General features: G+C 41.4%; 12 protein-coding genes, 7 pseudogenes and 1 other annotated feature. Of the genes and pseudogenes, 11 read left to right on the top strand and 8 right to left on the bottom strand.

Annotated features, from left to right (window positions below; all coding sequences use genetic code 11):
• Positions 1–20 precede the first annotated feature (20 nt).
• The 3 genes from FNL97_RS10370 to FNL97_RS10360 all read left to right on the top strand — a co-directional run bounded on the left by FNL97_RS10370 (position 21) and on the right by FNL97_RS10360 (position 2,492).
• Positions 21–287 carry a PTS sugar transporter subunit IIB gene (locus tag FNL97_RS10370; protein WP_017435971.1) on the top strand — a complete coding sequence of 89 codons (267 nt, stop codon included), beginning with the start codon at positions 21–23 and terminating at the stop codon, positions 285–287.
• Between the two features lie 142 nt (positions 288–429).
• Positions 430–1,692 (top strand): PTS ascorbate transporter subunit IIC, encoded by a 1,263-nt coding sequence (gene ulaA / locus FNL97_RS10365; RefSeq protein ID WP_062678837.1) that lies wholly within the window; start codon positions 430–432, stop codon positions 1,690–1,692.
• A 545-nt stretch (positions 1,693–2,237) separates the two neighbouring features.
• A complete protein-coding gene (locus tag FNL97_RS10360; RefSeq protein WP_015863711.1) occupies positions 2,238–2,492 on the top strand; it encodes a hypothetical protein in 255 nt (84 codons plus the stop codon).
• Between the two features lie 119 nt (positions 2,493–2,611).
• Positions 2,612–2,855 (bottom strand) — a binding site (T-box leader).
• A 571-nt stretch (positions 2,856–3,426) separates the two neighbouring features.
• Here FNL97_RS10360 and FNL97_RS10350 read toward each other — a convergent pair.
• Both FNL97_RS10350 and FNL97_RS10345 read right to left on the bottom strand, forming a co-directional pair.
• Positions 3,427–3,876 (bottom strand): hypothetical protein, encoded by a 450-nt coding sequence (locus tag FNL97_RS10350; protein ID WP_015863713.1) that lies wholly within the window; start codon positions 3,874–3,876, stop codon positions 3,427–3,429.
• 110 nt (positions 3,877–3,986) lie between these two features.
• Positions 3,987–5,111: an NAD(P)/FAD-dependent oxidoreductase gene (locus tag FNL97_RS10345; protein WP_143415732.1), complete on the bottom strand. Its 1,125-nt coding sequence runs from the start codon at positions 5,109–5,111 to the stop codon at positions 3,987–3,989.
• An 87-nt stretch (positions 5,112–5,198) separates the two neighbouring features.
• On the opposite strand from FNL97_RS10345, the pseudogene FNL97_RS10340 reads away from it, so the two are divergent.
• The 5 genes and pseudogenes from FNL97_RS10340 to FNL97_RS10315 form a co-directional block, all read left to right on the top strand.
• Positions 5,199–5,435 (top strand): annotated as a pseudogene (locus tag FNL97_RS10340) (PTS transporter subunit IIC); the annotation flags it as partial.
• Between the two features lie 409 nt (positions 5,436–5,844).
• The gene (locus tag FNL97_RS18145; protein ID WP_205729466.1) at positions 5,845–6,999 is read left to right on the top strand and encodes an SEC-C metal-binding domain-containing protein; all 1,155 of its coding nucleotides are present in this window, start codon (positions 5,845–5,847) and stop codon (positions 6,997–6,999) included.
• Between the two features lie 102 nt (positions 7,000–7,101).
• Positions 7,102–7,509: pseudogene (locus FNL97_RS10325) on the top strand (PTS transporter subunit IIC); the annotation flags it as partial.
• 441 nt (positions 7,510–7,950) lie between these two features.
• A pseudogene (locus FNL97_RS10320) lies at positions 7,951–9,482 on the top strand (malate:quinone oxidoreductase).
• A 248-nt stretch (positions 9,483–9,730) separates the two neighbouring features.
• Positions 9,731–9,902, top strand: a pseudogene (locus tag FNL97_RS10315) (transposase); the annotation flags it as partial.
• Between the two features lie 420 nt (positions 9,903–10,322).
• On the opposite strand, the gene FNL97_RS10310 reads toward FNL97_RS10315, so the two are convergent.
• The 5 genes and pseudogenes from FNL97_RS10310 to FNL97_RS10290 form a co-directional block, all read right to left on the bottom strand.
• Positions 10,323–10,604 carry a hypothetical protein gene (locus tag FNL97_RS10310; protein ID WP_062678850.1) on the bottom strand — a complete coding sequence of 94 codons (282 nt, stop codon included), beginning with the start codon at positions 10,602–10,604 and terminating at the stop codon, positions 10,323–10,325.
• Between the two features lie 133 nt (positions 10,605–10,737).
• Positions 10,738–10,884 (bottom strand): annotated as a pseudogene (locus tag FNL97_RS10305) (transposase); the annotation flags it as partial.
• 87 nt (positions 10,885–10,971) lie between these two features.
• Positions 10,972–11,148 (bottom strand): Gfo/Idh/MocA family oxidoreductase, encoded by a 177-nt coding sequence (locus tag FNL97_RS18725; protein ID WP_143415731.1) that lies wholly within the window; start codon positions 11,146–11,148, stop codon positions 10,972–10,974.
• 736 nt (positions 11,149–11,884) lie between these two features.
• A pseudogene (brnQ, locus tag FNL97_RS10295) lies at positions 11,885–13,208 on the bottom strand (branched-chain amino acid transport system II carrier protein).
• Positions 13,209–13,318: 110 nt separating this feature from the next.
• Positions 13,319–14,731: an alanine/glycine:cation symporter family protein gene (locus tag FNL97_RS10290; protein WP_143415730.1), complete on the bottom strand. Its 1,413-nt coding sequence runs from the start codon at positions 14,729–14,731 to the stop codon at positions 13,319–13,321.
• A gap of 97 nt (positions 14,732–14,828) precedes the next feature.
• Between FNL97_RS10290 and FNL97_RS10285 the strand changes: the two are divergent.
• Positions 14,829–15,749, top strand: a pseudogene (locus FNL97_RS10285) (IS256 family transposase); the annotation flags it as partial.
• 236 nt (positions 15,750–15,985) lie between these two features.
• Here the strand turns inward: FNL97_RS10285 and FNL97_RS10280 are convergent.
• Entirely contained in the window at positions 15,986–17,317 is a 1,332-nt protein-coding gene (locus tag FNL97_RS10280) for an IS4 family transposase (RefSeq protein WP_143415729.1), read from the bottom strand.
• Between the two features lie 477 nt (positions 17,318–17,794).
• Here FNL97_RS10280 and FNL97_RS10275 point away from each other — a divergent pair, with 477 nt between their 5' ends.
• Positions 17,795–18,085 (top strand): 4a-hydroxytetrahydrobiopterin dehydratase, encoded by a 291-nt coding sequence (locus FNL97_RS10275; RefSeq protein ID WP_015863720.1) that lies wholly within the window; start codon positions 17,795–17,797, stop codon positions 18,083–18,085.
• A gap of 26 nt (positions 18,086–18,111) precedes the next feature.
• Positions 18,112–18,276, top strand: coding sequence for a DUF4937 domain-containing protein (locus FNL97_RS10270; RefSeq protein WP_082798132.1), 165 nt, complete (start codon positions 18,112–18,114; stop codon positions 18,274–18,276).
• The last annotated feature ends 243 nt before the right edge of the window (positions 18,277–18,519 follow it).

Below are 18,519 nucleotides of genomic sequence, written 5' to 3'. Positions count from 1 at the left end.
AAATCAAGGAGGTACAAAAAATGAAAAAAATTCTCGTCGTTTGCGGAAATGGACTTGGAAGCAGCTTTATCATCGAAATGAATGTCAAAAACGTGTTAAAAGAGCTGGGAATTGAAGCCGAAGTTTCTCATACTGATTTAGCCACAAGCAAAACAGAAAAAGCAGATTTATATTTAGGGGCAAAAGATTTAGTGGAAGTACTGGATGACGGCACGCGCAACGTTGCCAAACTGACAAATATTCTTGACCTTGATGAACTAAGATCCGTGCTACAGAAACATTTGTAATAAAAAAGCAGGCGGTTGCCTGCATAAAAGAAAAAACCCTTCCTTTTAGAAGTATACGAAAGAATGAGAAAACAAGAAAGAGATTTTTAGATAGAAAAATGATATTCCTAAAGCTTATGAATAAAGAGGGGGCAAGTGTGCGATGTTTGATCTCATTATGAAGGATATATTAGGCTCGCCGGCGATTTTAGTCGGATTGTTTGCGTTCCTTGGCTTGTTGCTGCAAAAGAAAAGCTTTCCTGATATTGTTTCCGGCACGCTAAAGACGATTATGGGATTTGTCATTCTCGGCGGCGGTGCCAACATTCTAATCGGCTCGTTAAACGTTTTCGGGAAAATGTTTGAAAAAGCGTTCCATATTCAAGGAGTCATTCCAAACAACGAAGCGATTGTTGCCATTGCCCAACAAACGTTTGGAAAAGAAACAGCGATGATTATGTTATTTGGAATGATTGTCAATATCCTCATCGCTCGATTTACACCTTTTAAATATATCTTTTTAACAGGGCATCATACGTTATTTATGGCGTGCTTAATATCCGCTGTGTTTGCCACGGGCGGGGTTACTGGCATTCCGCTTGTTATCATTGGTTCTATTATTCTTGGAAGTTTGATGGTGTTGATGCCGGCGATTTTGCAGCCGTATATGCGCCAAATTACAGGCACGGACCAAATCGCTTTAGGCCATTTTGGCTCGATCGGCTATTTTACTTCGGCGTGGATCGGAAAACGGCTTGGGAACAAAGCGCAATCCACAGAAGATATTAAAGTGCCGAAATCATTAGGATTTCTTCGCGATACATCGGTTGCGATGTCATTAACAATGGTTCTGCTATTCTTTATTGTTGCCCCATTTGCCGGAAAGCAGTTTATAGAGAAAGAGTTAAGCGGCGGCGTGAACTTCCTTGTCTTCTCCCTTATGCAAGGAATTACATTCGCCGCAGGAGTATACGTCGTATTAGCAGGAGTACGGATGCTCATTGCCGAAATTGTTCCAGCGTTTAAGGGGATTGCGGATAAAGTAGTGCAAGACGCCAAACCGGCGCTCGATTGTCCGGCCGTATTTCCTTACGCCCCAAATGCTGTCATCGTCGGCTTTTTATCGAGCTTTGCCGCGGGGATTATTTCCATGTTTATCTTGCCGCTCGTCGGCTTAAAAGTGATTGTTCCTGGGCTGATTCCGCACTTTTTCACCGGAGCCGCTGCTGGCGTATTCGGCAATGCCACAGGCGGCAGACGAGGCGCCATTTTCGGGGCATTTGCCAACGGAATTTTAATTTCGTTCTTGCCAGCGCTCTTACTCCCAGTACTTGGCTCTCTTGGGTTTGAAGGAACGACGTTCGGAGATTCGGATTTTGGGATTGTGGGGATTTTGTTAGGATATTTAATCAAGCTGTTTTCCTAATCTTGAAAGGATCTGACTTCAACGTCGCTAAAATACGGCGATCTGAAGTCAGTTTCTTTTTGTGTTTTTTAAGAATCAGAAATATATTGACATATGTGGTTGCGTATGGAGGAAGATTGGTGAATTGTAGTATATTTCGTATAAACTTTGTGTTTTGATATAGAGAACAAGAACATTATTATTTTTATCTAGCTACTAGACTTTTTGCACTACATTTGATCTTCTCTAGAGACTTGAAGAAATATTCGTTGTTAAACGCCCAGTTTCAAATTTCCTGTTCTCTACAAAATTAATCACAAAGTTTAATAATGACTGGCTTTTTAAGATTACGGAGAACATTAAAATTGTATTAACAGTAATAATCGGAAGCAATTCTTCTAGGGTTCCAACCTTCTCTAGGATTAGGATCTGATGACGTTGAGAAAATGGCTTCCTTATCAAATCTAACATATGGTGATGCATATTGCATTCATGGGCACCTATTCTTTTTTCAGTTTTCGGGTAGTGATATAATCAAATTGAAAGAACAAGTTGAGGTGATGGAGATGGAATGGCAGGAAGTGCGTTCACTGTATCCGAACCAATTTGTGAAATTACAAGTATTGAAGTCTCGTTTACAGGGGGATCAGGAGATCATTGAAGAGGTGGCTGTCATTGGAACGGTTTCGGATGAGGACGCAACTCGTGAGTTACTGCAATCAAAAGGGGATCAGCTTGTTTATCACACTAGTCACAAGGAGATTGTCTTAAAAGTTCGTGGAACGATTGGCCTGAGAGGGAAATTTTGTTATGCAGATTGAATATCGCGATGGGTTATTGTTTACATTGATAGAAATTGTTTATCGAGGAAGGTCCAAGTTGATTGATAATATGGTCATTGATACTGGTGCTGCCAAAAATATAAAAACCCGTCCCTACATATAGGGACGGGTTTGTGTCCGCGCTACCACTCTTATTCCGCATATGTAAAAATCATGCGGCTCTCCATCACGTACAATCATACGCATTCCATTATAACGGTGGACAACCCGTCAAAGCTTACTATGTTTCAGCTTTGCATCTCAGAGATGATCTTCGGATAAGGCCTGGACATCGGCTTTCACCAAACGCCGACTCTCTGTAGAACAGGGATCCTATCTTACTCTTCTCGTCATTGATTTTTATTATTTGAAAATAATTTAGCAGAGTAAAACTGAAATGTCAATATTTTTAGAGTTTATGCTCTTTTTGCAAAAAAAGATCTCTGATCTTCGTGTGAGCACAGGAATATTCCTGCTTATTAACTATGATGTGTCCGTGAAAAACTATATTAAAGCTCCAAGAGAATCAAGGAGATTTTCCAAGAGTGCTTGAAACGAGAATTCCTTTAGTTTCAAAAGCGGCGGATGTTACATATTTTGATGCGAACGGAGCCAACACGCTCGGACAAAAATAGGGTTGGTCAGTCTCGAGTTTGCTTGAATCATTTAAGAATGTAACGGAGGAGTTTCTATCTGTCATCGCTTAACTTACGACAGAAGTGTTTGAGATTCTATTTTTTTTTGGTGTTTTTATGACATAATTCGACAGAATTTTTGGTACCGTCAAGAATTTTGTGTAATGTAATGGGGTAGGGTTTCTCTGAATTCAATTTTAGACATAGGTAGGGTTATTAAAAATCATTTCAATATCATAGATAAATCCAATTTATCTCTATTTGGATTTGAATTCTACAACCCAAGTGTCAAATGAAATTTAGTATACTATACCAAAGTGTTCCGAAGCACAACGATGACAAGTGCTTTTATCAAATCGATGTTCTGCTGCTACCCTTTTTCCGCAAAACTGGCATTTTCGATATTGCCTTTTTCTAGAGTTGATGGTCTTCATCAATAACTCAAGTATTTTCTCTTTCATTTCTTCTTCCTCAAGACTTCTTAAACTATCGAGCGGAGTGGAGTATTTTGGATAAATAGAAGGATAAGGAGCGGGCATGTACCCATCCCATTGAGTCGCTTCAAACCCGAATTCCATTTCCTCTGTTGTTTTACGTACATAAACTTCGATTTCTGGGTCATATTCAGGATTGTCGAGTTTGAAATAAAGGGTTGTCTTATAAACTGGATCTGAGTCAAACTGGAAAAAGCTGAATTGTTCATTAATCCATTTCAATACCTTATCTTTATCTTTTGTGTTATGTTTCATGTTTTACTCTCCTAGTCAATTTTCTATTGGATTTTATGCCTGAGTAGCCGTTCGGTCGCCCAAACAGAAAGCGAATTACGATGGTGTTCTTCTTATTGACTCCGGATGTTTTATTCTATTTTCTTAATGGCGCCAGCGACATCATAGTCTAAAGGGTCTAATTCTGTTGGTTTTCCGAGTACGAGCTTTGCCAGTTCAGAACCTAAGTAAGGACCAGCTGTCAGTCCGGATGCGCCTAATCCGTTGGCCACATAGATGCCTTCGAAACCTGGAAGCGCTCCAAAGATCGGAAGAAACCCAGGAGTGTATGGACGAAAACCAACTCTTGTTTCAAGATGAGTACAATTCGCCAGCCCTGGAGCTACGGTTAAAGCTTTGTCTAAAACTTCATGCAATCCACCAGCCGTTACTCTGCAATCGAAGCCAACCTCATCTTCATGAGTGGCTCCGATGACAATACGGCCATCTTTAAAGGCAAGGAGATATTGATTATTTGGCGGCATGACAACGGGCCAATTGTCTGTATCCTGTTCTGGTCTTTCAAGGTGAACGATTTGCGCTTTTTGCGGCACCACTAAAAATTCAATGCCTAACGGTAGAAGCAGCTCTTTTGACCACGCACCAGCCGTTGCAATGACGGCATCTCCTACATATTGTCTTCCTTCTACTTCGACACCGATTACTTGTGCACCTTTATGGATAAGTTTTGCGTTTCCTTTGATATAAGCAGCTCCAAGCTTTTGCGCTGCCCGAACTAAGGAGTTGCGAAGTGCTCTTCCATTGACGCGAGCGGCGCCACTGACATGAATGGAGCTATACTCCTCTGCCAATGGCGGAAATAGTGCTTTTGTTTCCTCGGGAGACAATCTCGTAATTTCGCCGATTTCTGGTGCGTCCTCACGACGTTGTAATACTCTTTCCTTGATCTTTTGAAGCTTCTCTTCATCTGTATGAAGACAGATTGCTCCTACACGCTCATATCCCGTTTCCGTTTCACCATAGAATTTCAGTTCTTTGATTAAAGCGGGATAAAATCTCGCTCCGCCTTTCGCTAAACGATACCAACGCTTATTTCGACGCTGGGAAACCCATGGACAAACAATTCCAGCCGCAGCATCTGTTGCTTGGCCTTTGTCACCTCTGTCTATTAGCGTTACAGCAGCTCCTTCTTTTGCCAAGTGATAAGCGGTAGACGCTCCTAAAATTCCGCCTCCAACGATGATGTATGATTTCATAAAAAACACCTTTTCTATTTTTTCTTTTTCCATCATTAGAATAGCACATGATGAAGCGTTTGCGAAAAGAAGTAAGAGTTCATTTCTAAGGGGATCGTTCCCGGGTTAATTCTGCACTTTTTCACCGAAGTAGCAGGAGTATTCAGCAACGCCACAGGCGGCAGACGAGGCGTCCATTTTTTGGCATTTGCCAACGGAATTTTAATCTCTTTCTTACCAGCGCTCTTGCTCCCAGTCCTTGGCTCGTTTGGGTTTGAAGGGACGACGTTCGGAGATTCGGGTTTTGAGATTTTGTTGGGATATTTAATTAAACTATTTTTGTAAACAGCTTCGTTTGCTTGATGCAAGAAGCTGGTTTCATGAACGCTTTGCCCGCGAACGCATTCCCGCTTTGATGGAGGTGTTGGAGTGGGTTCAAGATTTAGATAAAGAAATTATGAAAGAACAGTGTCTAGTGCTGTTTACAAGTGATTCATATGCTATAATACAAAGAAATACAAAAGTGCCAAAAGGGTGGCGTTTCGATTTGTCGATAAATGGAAATCTTTTTTCACGCTCGAGGGAAGCATGTTTTATTTTAATAGAGGGACTCTTCTACAAGGGTCGAATAAAAATAAATAGGAGAGAAACATGAGTAGAAGTCGAGCCCTTTGATGATTTACCACTAAACGGTTATTCTCGGTTAACGAACATAAAAATAGTGATGAACAAAAGGAGAAAGGAGAATGAAAACATGGCATTTTTGCAAAAGATAGAACCGTATGTCGTCAGTGGCGATCCGATCGTTCAGCAATTCGTTTTGCAAGCGCTCGAGGAATATCCACATGTTCCGAACGAGTGGACGGAGCGGCTAATCGAAAAGGCGGTGCGTTCACATGGGAAACATAGAGCAATATTATGGGATTTGCGGAATCATTCGTTAAGCGAAAGGGCTTTGTTGCTGCTGATCGAAGGATTGAAGAGGGAAAAGGCCGGAGAAGCCCGTCCGTATTTCAACTTGTTGGACAATGTCGAGCCCGCATTGGCCATCAAATATAAAGCAGAATTAAAGCCATATATTTCTAATGGGACATGGGAACTGTATGAGCTTCTATTGCACGGAACAAAGGAAGAGGTATGGCGCGAATATGAGCGCATGCTGGCTTTGTTGGAGGAGAATGTTTCCTATAACGATTTGCAGTTTCGAAGAACGAAAAAAATTGCTGCCGCGCTTGTCCGGAATGGCTGGATGACCGAGGCGGAGATTGATGATATTTTGCAAGCAGAAAAAGAAGAATGGTTTTCGTTTGCTGGCGTTTTTGCTGTGTACGCCGCCGGACGATTGAAGCTAGAAAAGCATATTCCGCTGCTGGCTAGTTTGTTAGTCAAGGATGATGATATTCTTTTGGAAGAAGTTGTTTCGGCGTTACTTAGGTTTCAGTCGGATGCCGTTGTCAAGGCGGTTGCGCCGTATGTAGAGAAACAAGAATCCGTTATTTTTGCGATTTCTGTGCTTGCCAATACCAAATCCACGCTTGCCGTTGACGTGCTGAAAAACGCCTACAGACGGGAAATGGATGACGATATAAAGTCATTGCTGTTTGAAGCGCTTTGCCAACAGCTTTCCGAAGAAGCGCTGCCGGAAATTAACGAATATATGGAAAAAAGACGGAATGCTGCTATGATTGATACAGAGCTTATCGCATACGGTTTTTATCGGGTGATGGGGATCGAGCACCCGAATCTCGAGAAATGGGGACAAATAGCTCTCGAAAAAGAAAAGAGATATGAACAACTGCAACATCAACTCCCCCTGAAAGTCCCTTATCGCAACGTAAATAAAATCGGACGCAATGATCCGTGCCCGTGCGGGAGCGGGAAGAAATATAAGAAATGCTGCGGGGCATAGGGGAGAGAGGACGTTAACTTAAAAGGTTTGTTTTATCTCAAGTGGATCGCCCACAAATACGTTCAACCATCGAATTCATCGGAGAAGCATGTCAATGAATTTCGTGTGGTACGAGACGCCAAACCGGCGCTCGATTGTCCGGCTGTTATTTCCATACGCTCCGAACGTCGTCATCATCGGCTTTTTATCGAGCTTTGCTGCGGGGATTATTTCGATGTTTATCTTGCCGCTCGTCGGCTTAAAAGAGATTGTTCCTAGGCTGATTCCGCACTTTTTCACGGGAGCCGCTGCCGGTGTTTCGGCAACGCTACAGGCAGCAGATGAGGCGCCATTTTCGGGGCATTTGCCAACGGAATTTTAATCTCTTTCTTACCGGCGCTCTTGCTCCCAGTCCTTGGCTCGTTTGGGTTTGAAAGGACAACGTTCGGAGATTCGGATTTTGGGATTGTTGGGATTTTGTTGGGGTATTTTTTCTTAAACTCGAAAAGAACTGACTTCGACGTCGGATAGCGGTCTGAAGTCAGTTTCTTTTTGCGTTTTTTAAAATTAGAAAAAAAAGAAATGCGACCTAAAATCAGATATTTTTTGAAGAACAACTTTCAAAATATTCACTTGTCAACAACTATAACCAATATTACGGGAAAATGATAAAAATATTGTTACTTATCAGAATATTTATAATTAATTTGATATTTCGTTTTTAGGAGGAATATAAATGTAACATGGCCAATTAGTATGTTAGTTGTACAAAAAAGTTGATTATAGTATATATAAATCTATAAATAATAATGATATACTATTAATTAAATAATGATATACTTATAATCAAATAGTGATATACTATAGATATGATTGTGCAGAAAAGGTGTGTGGCGAGGACCTGGATAGCTTTGACTTAGGCAGGTGCGCCTGCATCTTTTCTGTAAAATATTGGGGGTAAGGATGAGAAAAATGAGTAACAGACAAACTAGTACAGACGTTATCTTAATTGGTGCAGGAATCATGAGTGCGACTTTAGGGACACTGTTGAAAGAATTAGCACCGGAATGGGAAATTAAAGTGTGTTTGAGAAGCTCGGCAAACCAGGAGAAGAAAGCTCTAATGAATGGAATAATGCGGGAACGGGGCATGCTGCACTATGCGAGCTTAACTACACACCTGAGAAACCGGATGGATCTATTGATATTAGCAAAGCTATAAGAATTAATGAACAGTTCCAAGTTTCCAAACAGTTTTGGGCTTACCTTGTAAAAAACAATCTATTACAAAATCCGCAAGAGTTCATCAGACCGTTGCCCCACATAAGTTTAGTCCAAGGGGAAAATAATGTGAGATTTTTAAAGAAACGTTTTGAAGCGCTATCAAATAATCCATTATTCCAGGGAATGGAATTTTCTGATGATCCGGAAAAACTGAAAGAATGGATGCCGCTTATAATGGAAGGCCGTACATCGAATGAACCGATCGCGGCAACCAAAATTGACTCAGGTACGGATGTTAACTTTGGCGCTTTAACGCGCATGTTGTTTGACCACTTAAAGAGAAAAGGTGTCGAAATAAACTACAAGCATAGTGTTAAGGATATTAAACGTACCAGCGACGGCCTGTGGGAATTGAAAGTGAAGGATCTCAATAGCGGTTCTGTTGAAATCCATAAGGCTAAATTCGTATTTATTGGAGCCGGTGGGGGAAGTCTGCATTTGCTTCAAAAATCTGGTATTCCAGAAGGCAAACATATTGGTGGATTCCCTGTGAGCGGATTATTTATGGTATGTAATAATCCAAAAGTTGTGGAGAAACATCATGCAAAAGTTTACGGTAAAGCTAAAATTGGTGCGCCTCCAATGTCTGTTCCGCACCTTGATACACGGTATATCGACAACAAAAAAATGTTGCTCTTTGGACCGTTTGCAGGTTTCTCGCCTAAATTCTTAAAAAATGGTTCAAATATGGATTTGTTTGCTTCCGTAAAACTGCACAATCTCGGAACTTTGTTGGCGTCAGCTTTTAAAAACTTTTCTTTGGAAAAATACTTGATCCAGCAGCTTATGTTAACGAAAGAAAAGCGCATGGAAGAGTTGCGCGAGTTTGTCCCGATGGCTAAATCAGAGGATTGGGATATAGTCGTCGCGGGCCAACGTGTGCAAATTATCAAAGATACTGAAGCTGGCGGTAAAGGAACGATCCAATTTGGCACGGAAGTTGTTAGTGCCGCAGACGGCTCGATCGCTGCATTGCTCGGCGCTTCTCCTGGTGCTTCTACTGCCGTACACGTAATGCTTGAGGTGCTTAAAAAATGCTTCCCACAACATATGAAAGAGTGGGAATCGAAAATAAAAGAAATGATTCCTTCTTATGGCGTGTCGCTAGTGGAAAACCCAGATCTTTTCCAAGAACTTCATGCTTCAACAGCAGAGACGCTCGGTCTAAACGAAAAAGAACCGGTCTCTGGTGTAAGCGAAAAAGAACTGGTTTATAGTTAATTCTTTGGATGCAGAAACAAAGGTATTGAATGAAAAAGTTTAAGCAACACTTTTCATCAATGGACAATTATTTTTATGATAAAGAGATTGAAAAGTCAATGATTATAAAACAGAGGTAATATATAAAAATTACAGAATAATAGAATATGATTGAAAATAAAACATAGAACCTTTGATCCATCTTTGGATTAAAGGTTCTTTTTTTCGAATTCGCAGTTAGAGAAGCTGCGGTGAACCGTATCACAAAAAAAGAAGTGCTTCTGGGCGTATTCGATGGTCTTCCGGGGCTAGAGGAAGCCTTTAAGGCCGTTTATCCGAAAGCCGATGTGTAGCGTGCGTTGTATCCTTCACAAAGTCCGTAACACTTTAAATCGTGTTCGGAAGTTTGAAGAACGTTATGTTAGCCAAATGTTGCAAATAAACAAATAAGGGGATTCTCCCTTTACACACAGGAGACGGAACATTCAGTTTTATTAGTGGAGGAAACCGATCCCCTACCCATTTCCGAGATTCCCTATCTATCTTACATTACACAAAATTCTTGACGGTACCAATCCTTTTAATACTAAATCTGACATATTAGACTCCCCTTTCGTTTTTTATTGATCCGCGCGAATCTAATAAATAAAGTGTAATAAAAAGCATTTTTTACAACCAAAATAAAAAAAGGAGTGAAAAAATTTTTTCCACTCCTTTTGGTTTTTATTAAGTTAATAAGGATAATTTCTGGACGAACAATATAATGCTATTGGGTAATAACATTAGCGGAACTATAATTGCACATTCCATTTACGAGAGGAGTATGCCTAAAATATTGGATAGTTAATAGCTGTGATATAACTAAAATCCGTTTCCCCGAAAAAGAAATCCCATAAGTTCAATACCAATTAGATATAATGAACCAATAATAATAACAACAGTTAGTGCAGCATTTTTCAATTTTCCCTTTGGGCTCAATAAACCTAACACAAAAGATACAATAATTCCTAAAATCATGATTACTCTAATTATTGGTGCTGGAATAATTAAGCCTAAAAACACTGCCATAAAAAATGACATAAAGAAAAAGAGTAATGCTGCGGTAATTACGGTTAAAGATAATTTGGGCATAACGGCTTTCAAAAAAATCCCCTCCCGCACAATATAAGAATGTTTTAGAATTATAATTTCCCATTTCTTCAGTTAATTTCCATACATTATGTATTATATGTCGGTGTGTTGTATTTGTAAACATAAAAGTAAAAAAATTCTAAAGATACGTCACATTGGTTTCCATTTCTTTTACGGTTTGTCGCATAGAACGAATTTCAAATAATTACTGAATCAATGGAATTTTAATCAGAACGACAGGATCAATACTTGGACGACCTTTATCTTCCGAATACAAATCTTTCACTAAATTGAGATATAACGCAAACTAGCGAATCATCGCCTCACTTGCGGTTGTGGTAGACGGCGAGAAGTTCCTCTTTTTTATTCACTAGGTCAATTAGTTCGTTCGCTTCGCTTCCGCCTCGGTCACCGTAAACGACTTCTCCCCCATGATGTGTTTGCTCACTAGGATCTCCTTCCTTGCGTACTCGTAATGGATGGTGTTCGGACTCGTCACTACCACGACGTCGATGGTCAGGGCGAGGGTAGGCAAGCAGGGAATCGATGCCACCATTCCCCCGTCGACAATAAAAAAAGCAAAGCTAATAAGAAAGTCAGCTTGTTCTGCATGCTTATGACCGATTCGGCACTTGGTGACCTGTGCTCCTTTTCTGTTTGGCACTTTTATCGTCTGTTGTTGATTTTACGACTAAATAAACAGCCACCTTACCATAAGGTGACTGCAGCTTGTCGACAAAGTCGACAAGCTGCCTTTAATCCATCTTTGGATTAAAGGTTCTTTTTTCAAATTCGCAGTTAGAGAAGCTGCGGTGAACCGTGTTACAAAAAATAGGAGCAAAAAATGCTTCATGTTCTACTCCCTAGGTCAATTTATCTTTGTTTATATAGTTTATATAACTGTACTTGATACAAATAAACAAAAAAGCGAGACATAAACCAGACACCTTGGCTGGATATTTGCCGCCAAACCATTCCCACAAGGAGGCCCATGCCTCATGAATAGGCTGCCACATGGGGACAACAATCGCTTGTGGATGATGAACAGTTGCTTTTTCGGCATTCCAATATGTGTTTCGGCGGTATCAGAAGTCGTCAGGTATCAGTAAAATTACGCTCGTCATCGAAATGATGCAAAGGTTCCTTTTCTTTTTTATGTTATAAGATGGCTCCTTGCGGAAATCAGGATAAGGAGCGCTTCAGAAGCGCCTCCTCGCATAAAGAAAGGATTTCCCTCAGAGTCCATCATATGTATGTTGGGGCAAACAAGGCGCTTAAGCTTTTCTTATAAACTACGAAACTTTTACATCAACCTGTTCTGGTGCATCCTGTTTCTTGCTGAATTTGCTTAAAACGATTCCTAAACCTGTACCGACAAGTGCCGGCACGATCCATTCTAACCCAACGGATGAAAGAGGAAGAATATCTCTTATGGTTTGAAGTGGACCCAAGTCCAAACCAAATGCGTTTAATCCGCCAATCACGGCAAATACGCCAGTAAATAACATGGCGCTTTTGTATACTTTTTTCGAACTCTTAAAGAAGGTAAGTGTGATTAATACAATGGTTAATGGATACGCCGTGACAAGGAACGGTACTGATACTTTAAGTATTTGGTTTAATCCTAAGTTGGAAAGAGTGAAGCCTACTAGAGTAACAGCGAATACTACTGATTTATAACTTGCTTTTGGAATGAGATTTGAAAAATATTGGCCGTAGGCTGTGGTTAATCCCACCACTGTTATGAAACAAGCTAACGTAAAAATGAACCCAAGCAAAGCTGTGCCGCTTTGTCCCAATAAAAGCGTTGAAGCAGAGGACAGGATATCCGCGCCGTTTTCAAACGACCTGTTTGCAGCCATTTTTCCTCCAATCAATCCAAGACTGACGTATACTAGCGCGAGTAATACCCCTGCAATCATACCGGCTTTCAAAGTATATTCTGTTAATTTCTTACTGTCTTGCACTCCTCTTTGTGGAATGGAGGTGAGAATGACAATTCCAAAGGCCAATGCGGCTAAGGCATCCATTGTGTTATATCCTTCAATGAACCCTTTAAAAAATGCTCCGGTTTGATAGGCTTCTGATGGCGATTGAAGGTGCATCCAGCTTAACAAACCCAACTGCACACAAGATAACCATCGATAAAAGCAAGATCGGAGTGATCCAACGTCCCATGTATTTTTCCATTTTGGAAGGGTTTAAGCTTATCACATAGACAAGGGAAAAGAAAATAACCGTATATAAAAATAAGGACAAAGATGAGTTCTTCCACGATTCGCTAAGGAAAGGTGTAACGCTCATTTCATACGCAACAGTTGCATTTCTCGGAATGGCCAGAAATGGTCCGATACATAGATAAATAATAACCATAAAGGCTATGCTGAATACCGGATGAACACGATCCCCGATGGTTTGAACACCGCCCTTTACGAGGGAAACAGCAAACAGCACTATAAATGGCAAGCCAACGCCGGTAATAATAAATCCTGACATGGCCAGCCAGTAGGAAGTACCGGATTCAGCTCCTAAGAATGGCGGGAAGATCAGGTTTCCTGCGCCGAAAAACATCGAAAACAACATCAATCCAATCGATAAGGTGTCTGATTTTTTCAAAGTAATCTCCTTTATTGTTTAGAATATATAAAAACCCGTCCCTACATATAGGGACGGGTCAGCTTATCGACTTTGTCGACAAGCTGAAGGCTGTCTGGACAGCTTTATTTTTATACCTCTTTTCTCCATTCTTCGTACGGCTCGTCCCAGCAATCCGTATTGTGAATTCCGATGTTACGAGCGTAAAAGACAGGGTTTTTCCCGCTCTTTCTTTGCTCCATGTAATCGGCTAATGCCGCAAATGCTATTTTTCCAAGCATGAAGATGGCGATTAAGTTGATGATGGCCATTAACGCCATGAATAAATCAGCTAAACTCCAAACGAGTTCAAGGCTGGCAAGCGATCCCCAGATAACCATGCCGACAACAGCGAGGCGATAAACGAATAGCGCCGTTTTGCTAGATTGAATAAACTCAATGTTTGTTTCGCCATAATAGTAGTTTCCAATAACGGAACTAAACGCGAATAAAAAGACACAGATAGCGACGAATTCTTCGGCCCAGCCGCCGATATGCGCGCTCAACGCCGCTTGCGTTAAGGCGATTCCATCAAGTCCTTCTTTCGTATACTCACCAGATAATAAAATCATAAATGCCGTTGCGCTGCAGACGAGCAATGTATCCGTAAACACACCTAACGTTTGAATGAGGCCTTGTTTGACGGGATGCGACACCTCAGCGGTTGCCGCCGCGTTCGGTGCACTACCCATACCTGCTTCATTGGAGAATAAACCGCGTTTAATTCCCATCATCACCGCTGCACCTAACGTGCCGCCGACAGCTGGTCCAATGCCAAACGCGTCTTTTATGATTAACGAAAACATGGATGGGACGTCTGTAATATTTGTAAGCAATACGTAAATCGCTACTAATAAATATAGTCCAGCCATCACAGGAACGATAATCGACGTAGCGACAGCGACCCGCTTCACTCCACCGAAAATAATGATTACTGTTAATACTGTAATCATAATTCCAACAATAGTACGGTCTACATCGAATGCGTTTTCAAACGCAAACGTAATCGTATTTGCTTGAACGGAGTTAAAAACAAGACCAAAACTGAACGTAATGAGTACCGCAAAAATAATTCCCATCCAACGTTTGTTCAACCCTCGTTCCATGTAATATGCTGGGCCGCCGCGATAATTGCTTCCGTCTTTTACTTTATAAATTTGCGCAAGCGTGCTTTCGACAAAACTGGATGCTCCGCCAATCAAAGCGATTAACCACATCCAAAAAACCGCGCCGGGACCACCGAGAGAAATAGCGAGAGCTACTCCTGCTAAGTTACCCGTTCCTACGCGTGAAGCTGTACTGATGAAAAACGCTTGTAAAGAGGAGATGCTTCCTTTTTGGTTAGGGGATTCCGCGATCACGCGAAACATTTCACGAAAATAGCGAAATTGGACAAATTTTGTGCGAAACGTAAAATAAAGACCCATAAAGATCAGTAATGCGATTAAGACGTAAGACCACAACCAGTCGTTCAGCAGTGAAATGATCTTCTGTAGTAGCTCCATTCTGTCACCTCACATGATAGTTTACTTTTACTTTAACATATTAACATAAATTTTAATATTTTGTATAATCAATGTTGCATAAACCAGCTTCCAAAAAGCCCCTTACCAACGCCACACCGGCTGGCTGGAGGAAGCCATTATCAGGATGTATCAAAGTGGCATGAGCACACGGGAAATTGGCAAGTTTATGGAACGAATTTTAGGCAATGCCTATTCTCCTGCAACGATCAGCCGTATTACCGATGTAGTGAAGGAAGACATCGAGAAATGGCACGCTCGTCCACTGCACAAGCGTTATTCCGTCTTATATTTGGATGGTTTATACGTAAAACTTCGTCGCGAAACCGTGGAGAAAGAAGTCATTTATGTGGTGTTAGGGGTGAACGAAGAAGGATATCGCGAAATTCTTGATTTCTTTGTGGGAGGACAAGAAAGCGCCTATGGATGGCGGGAGATTCTCCAACAGCTCTATCAAAGAGGCGTCAAGGAAGTGCTTCTGGGCGTATTTGATGGTCTTCCGGGGCTGGAGGAAGCTTTTCGGACCGTTTATCCGAAAGCGGATGTGCAGCGTTGTGTCGTTCACAAAGTCCGCAACACCCTCAGCCGTGTTCGGAAAAAAGACCAATTCGAAGTGGCCGAGGATCTCAAGCTGATTTATCGCGCGCCGAATAAGGAGATGGCGTTACAAATGTTTCAACAGTTTGAGTCGAAATGGTCCAGCAAATATCCAAGAGAAGTTCAATCTTGGGCCAATGAGTTGGATGTCCTCCTTACATTTATGGATGACCCAAGCAGTATTCGAAGTGTGATTTATACGACCAATGCCATCGAACGAACGATCAAGGAAATTCGGAAACGCCTAAAACCGATGAACAGTTTGAATAGTTTAGAAGCCGCTGAAAAAATCGTGTATTTGACCATTCAAGATTTTAATGAGAAATGGGCAGGGCGAAAGTTGCGAGGATTTGCCGAAGCGCAGGAAGCCCTCGAGCGAATGTTTGAAGAACGTTATTGTTAACCAAATATTGTAAATAAACAAAATAAGGGGATTCTTCCTTTCCACGCAAGAGACTGAATATTCAGTCTCTTGCGTGGAGGAAATATCCCCATACCCGTCAAGTTTAGCGGTATAAAATTTTTAAGACGATACTCGTGTTCATCCCCGCAGTGAATGATGGGGATCACATCCATTATTGGGCATACCAAATACCCCTCCAGAAGAGGGGTATTTGGTATTTATATCCATATCTAATTCTACCATATCTCTAATTTCGTTAAGATATCTGATGCCGTTTCTTCCCCTTTCCTTCGACCTTTCTTGGCATGTTTTCGTAACAGGGAAAGGAGAGAGAAAAGGTTGATTTCCGCCATATGCGAACGCAAAAGCAACTGGTGCCAATACGATTGGAGAAGATCGAGCGCTTTCCGTTCACTGATTTCAATGTCTTCCTTTTGATGCCAATACATCCGAGCTTGAAACAGAAACGTCTGGGTGACCAAAATGGCAATCAACGTCCCGTATAAATGGCATTCGAAACGTTCTTTTTTCATCTCCTTGACTTTCTCCAAATCAAATACGGATTTCCAGGCTTTAAACAACAATTCAATTTGCCAGCGCAGGGAATAGAGCTCATAAACCTGTTGACCATCAAACGACTCTTGTGGTAAATTCGTCAGTAAGATGTGGTATTTCTTTTGTTCGAGGGTTTGGCGTGCCAGCGCCTTCCCTTTTCTTTTTTCCTTTTTCCGCACATACGCCATCCGTTTTTGCCATTCTCCCGCCGTCAGACGGCGGAAAACCAACCGTGGAACATACAAGCGTTCATGTCCGATGTATACATGTTCCATTTCCACTGATTCCCCTTCCTCTAATTGATTCCCAAGGGATTCCCAATCCCATTCCTTCCACTGGCCATTCTCCTTGATATACACTTTCATATCGGAACGGAGCCGAGTAATATAATACGCTCCGCGGGCGTCGATCTCGGCCAGTGCGGCAACGGAGAAAAAGCCCAAATCCCGAATACATAGGTCATTCGGTAAAATCGTATGCTGGGCATGATAGGCAAAACGAGCGTCCGAGTCATTGGCCGATTGAACGCATAGCTGAAGGCAGGCGCCGGATAACAAGTCATATTCAAACTGAATTTTCACCCCCGACGAAACGGAACCTCGATAGTCTTCCCCATAGTCAGCGGGAACCAAAAAGCTGGTTGAGTCCAAAATCCGCAGGCGGGTAAAACAAGTTCGATAGGTCTCCATGGCTGACAAAAGCAATGGACGTTGATGCAGGAGGAGAAGGAAAAACACTTCTCGCAAAAATGCCACGGCCCGATCGGTAAAACGCTGATTCAAGCCTTCGCTTGAAAGGGAACAGCCATGCCAGAGCGTCAAGGCCGCACACAACCGCTGAAGCGACTGTTTGGCCAGTGAGCCATCTCCCCATGCACAGAGAGTCAGAAAGGCTTCCGCCGTTAACGAACGCTGCCGCCGGATAAAGCCTGTTTTCCGTGCGAGACGGGTTAATTCTTCGGGAGAAAAGAGTTGACGAATGGTTTGAATCCATGCTTTCATTTGTTTTTCCATGAAAAAAATCCTTTCTAACGTGGAGTGTTCGTTAGAAAGGATACCATGTTTTTGACGATGCACAAAGACCAAAATTCTTAACTTGATGGGTATGGGAAATATCCCCCCCTCTATTCTAAATCCATTTCAGAGATACCCTATCTATCTTACATTACACAAAATTCTTGACGGTACCGCGGCATTTATGTTTTTTAAAATAATTAATTCCTATATGTTTAATATGATTAATATTTGCTAGTAATTTTATGATACTTTGTTCAAAAAATCAACCTATAATTTTAAGATAATTCTAAAACGTTTGTTTGGAAATCCAGATAGAACACATTGAGTATTCCAAGGGCATTCTTATTCGTTATTGCTTAACTCCAATCAACTAAAATTTGCTAGAAGGCTTTTGGTATATATGGTAATATTTTTACACTGATATGCGAGGTTGGTTGTTCGATTTTGATACAAAAATCAAGGAGGCAAACGGTGATGCGGTTAACAGAGGAGGAAGTACAAACCCTTTTACACGAGATGGAAGGTTGGAAGTTGGTGGAGGAGCGATGGATTGCGAAAAAGTATCGCTTTCAAGACTATTTGCAAGGAATCGAATTTGTGCGGCAAATTGCGGCCATTTCGGAAGAAGCAAACCATCATCCGTTCATTTCCATTGATTATAAGTTAATCACGGTAAAGATTTCGTCTTGGCGAGCGAAAGGACTCACGAAGCTCGATTTCGAACTGGCGAAAAAATATGATGAGGTTTACGACAAAATGAAATGATCAACGCAGAGTAAGAGGGGAAAGCAATGCTTTTGAAATGGATTCGATGTGAAGTGGAGGAAGAGAAGAAAGCTTTGTTTTCCGCCGCGCAAGAAAAATGGCGCGATTTGAAAGGATGCCCTGGTTTTCTCGGGCAAATTGGCGGCTGGAATATTGCAAAGCCACAAGAAGCGTGTATATTGGCGTTTTAGGAAAATCTTGATTTTTATCAATCCTTTATTGAGTGATAAACATGACGAAATTTTTGAACAAAGCAGGCAAGAAGGGACGTATTACAAAACTAGTTTAATAGAAGAATTTGTTGAAAAACTTATTTTCCATGAAAAGCTAATGCCAATCGAGATACTCCATTCATCGCAGGATTTTGTATTGACTGGAATCCTAGCTTTTCTTTTCGTGTTCATCCTGCTGGCTTGGAGGAAACAAAAAACAAA

Origin of the sequence: Geobacillus sp. E263, from assembly GCF_007197795.1 — a bacterium.
Lineage (GTDB): Bacteria > Bacillota > Bacilli > Bacillales > Anoxybacillaceae > Parageobacillus_B > Parageobacillus_B toebii.
This window is presented reverse-complemented; position numbering and strand designations above follow the sequence as displayed.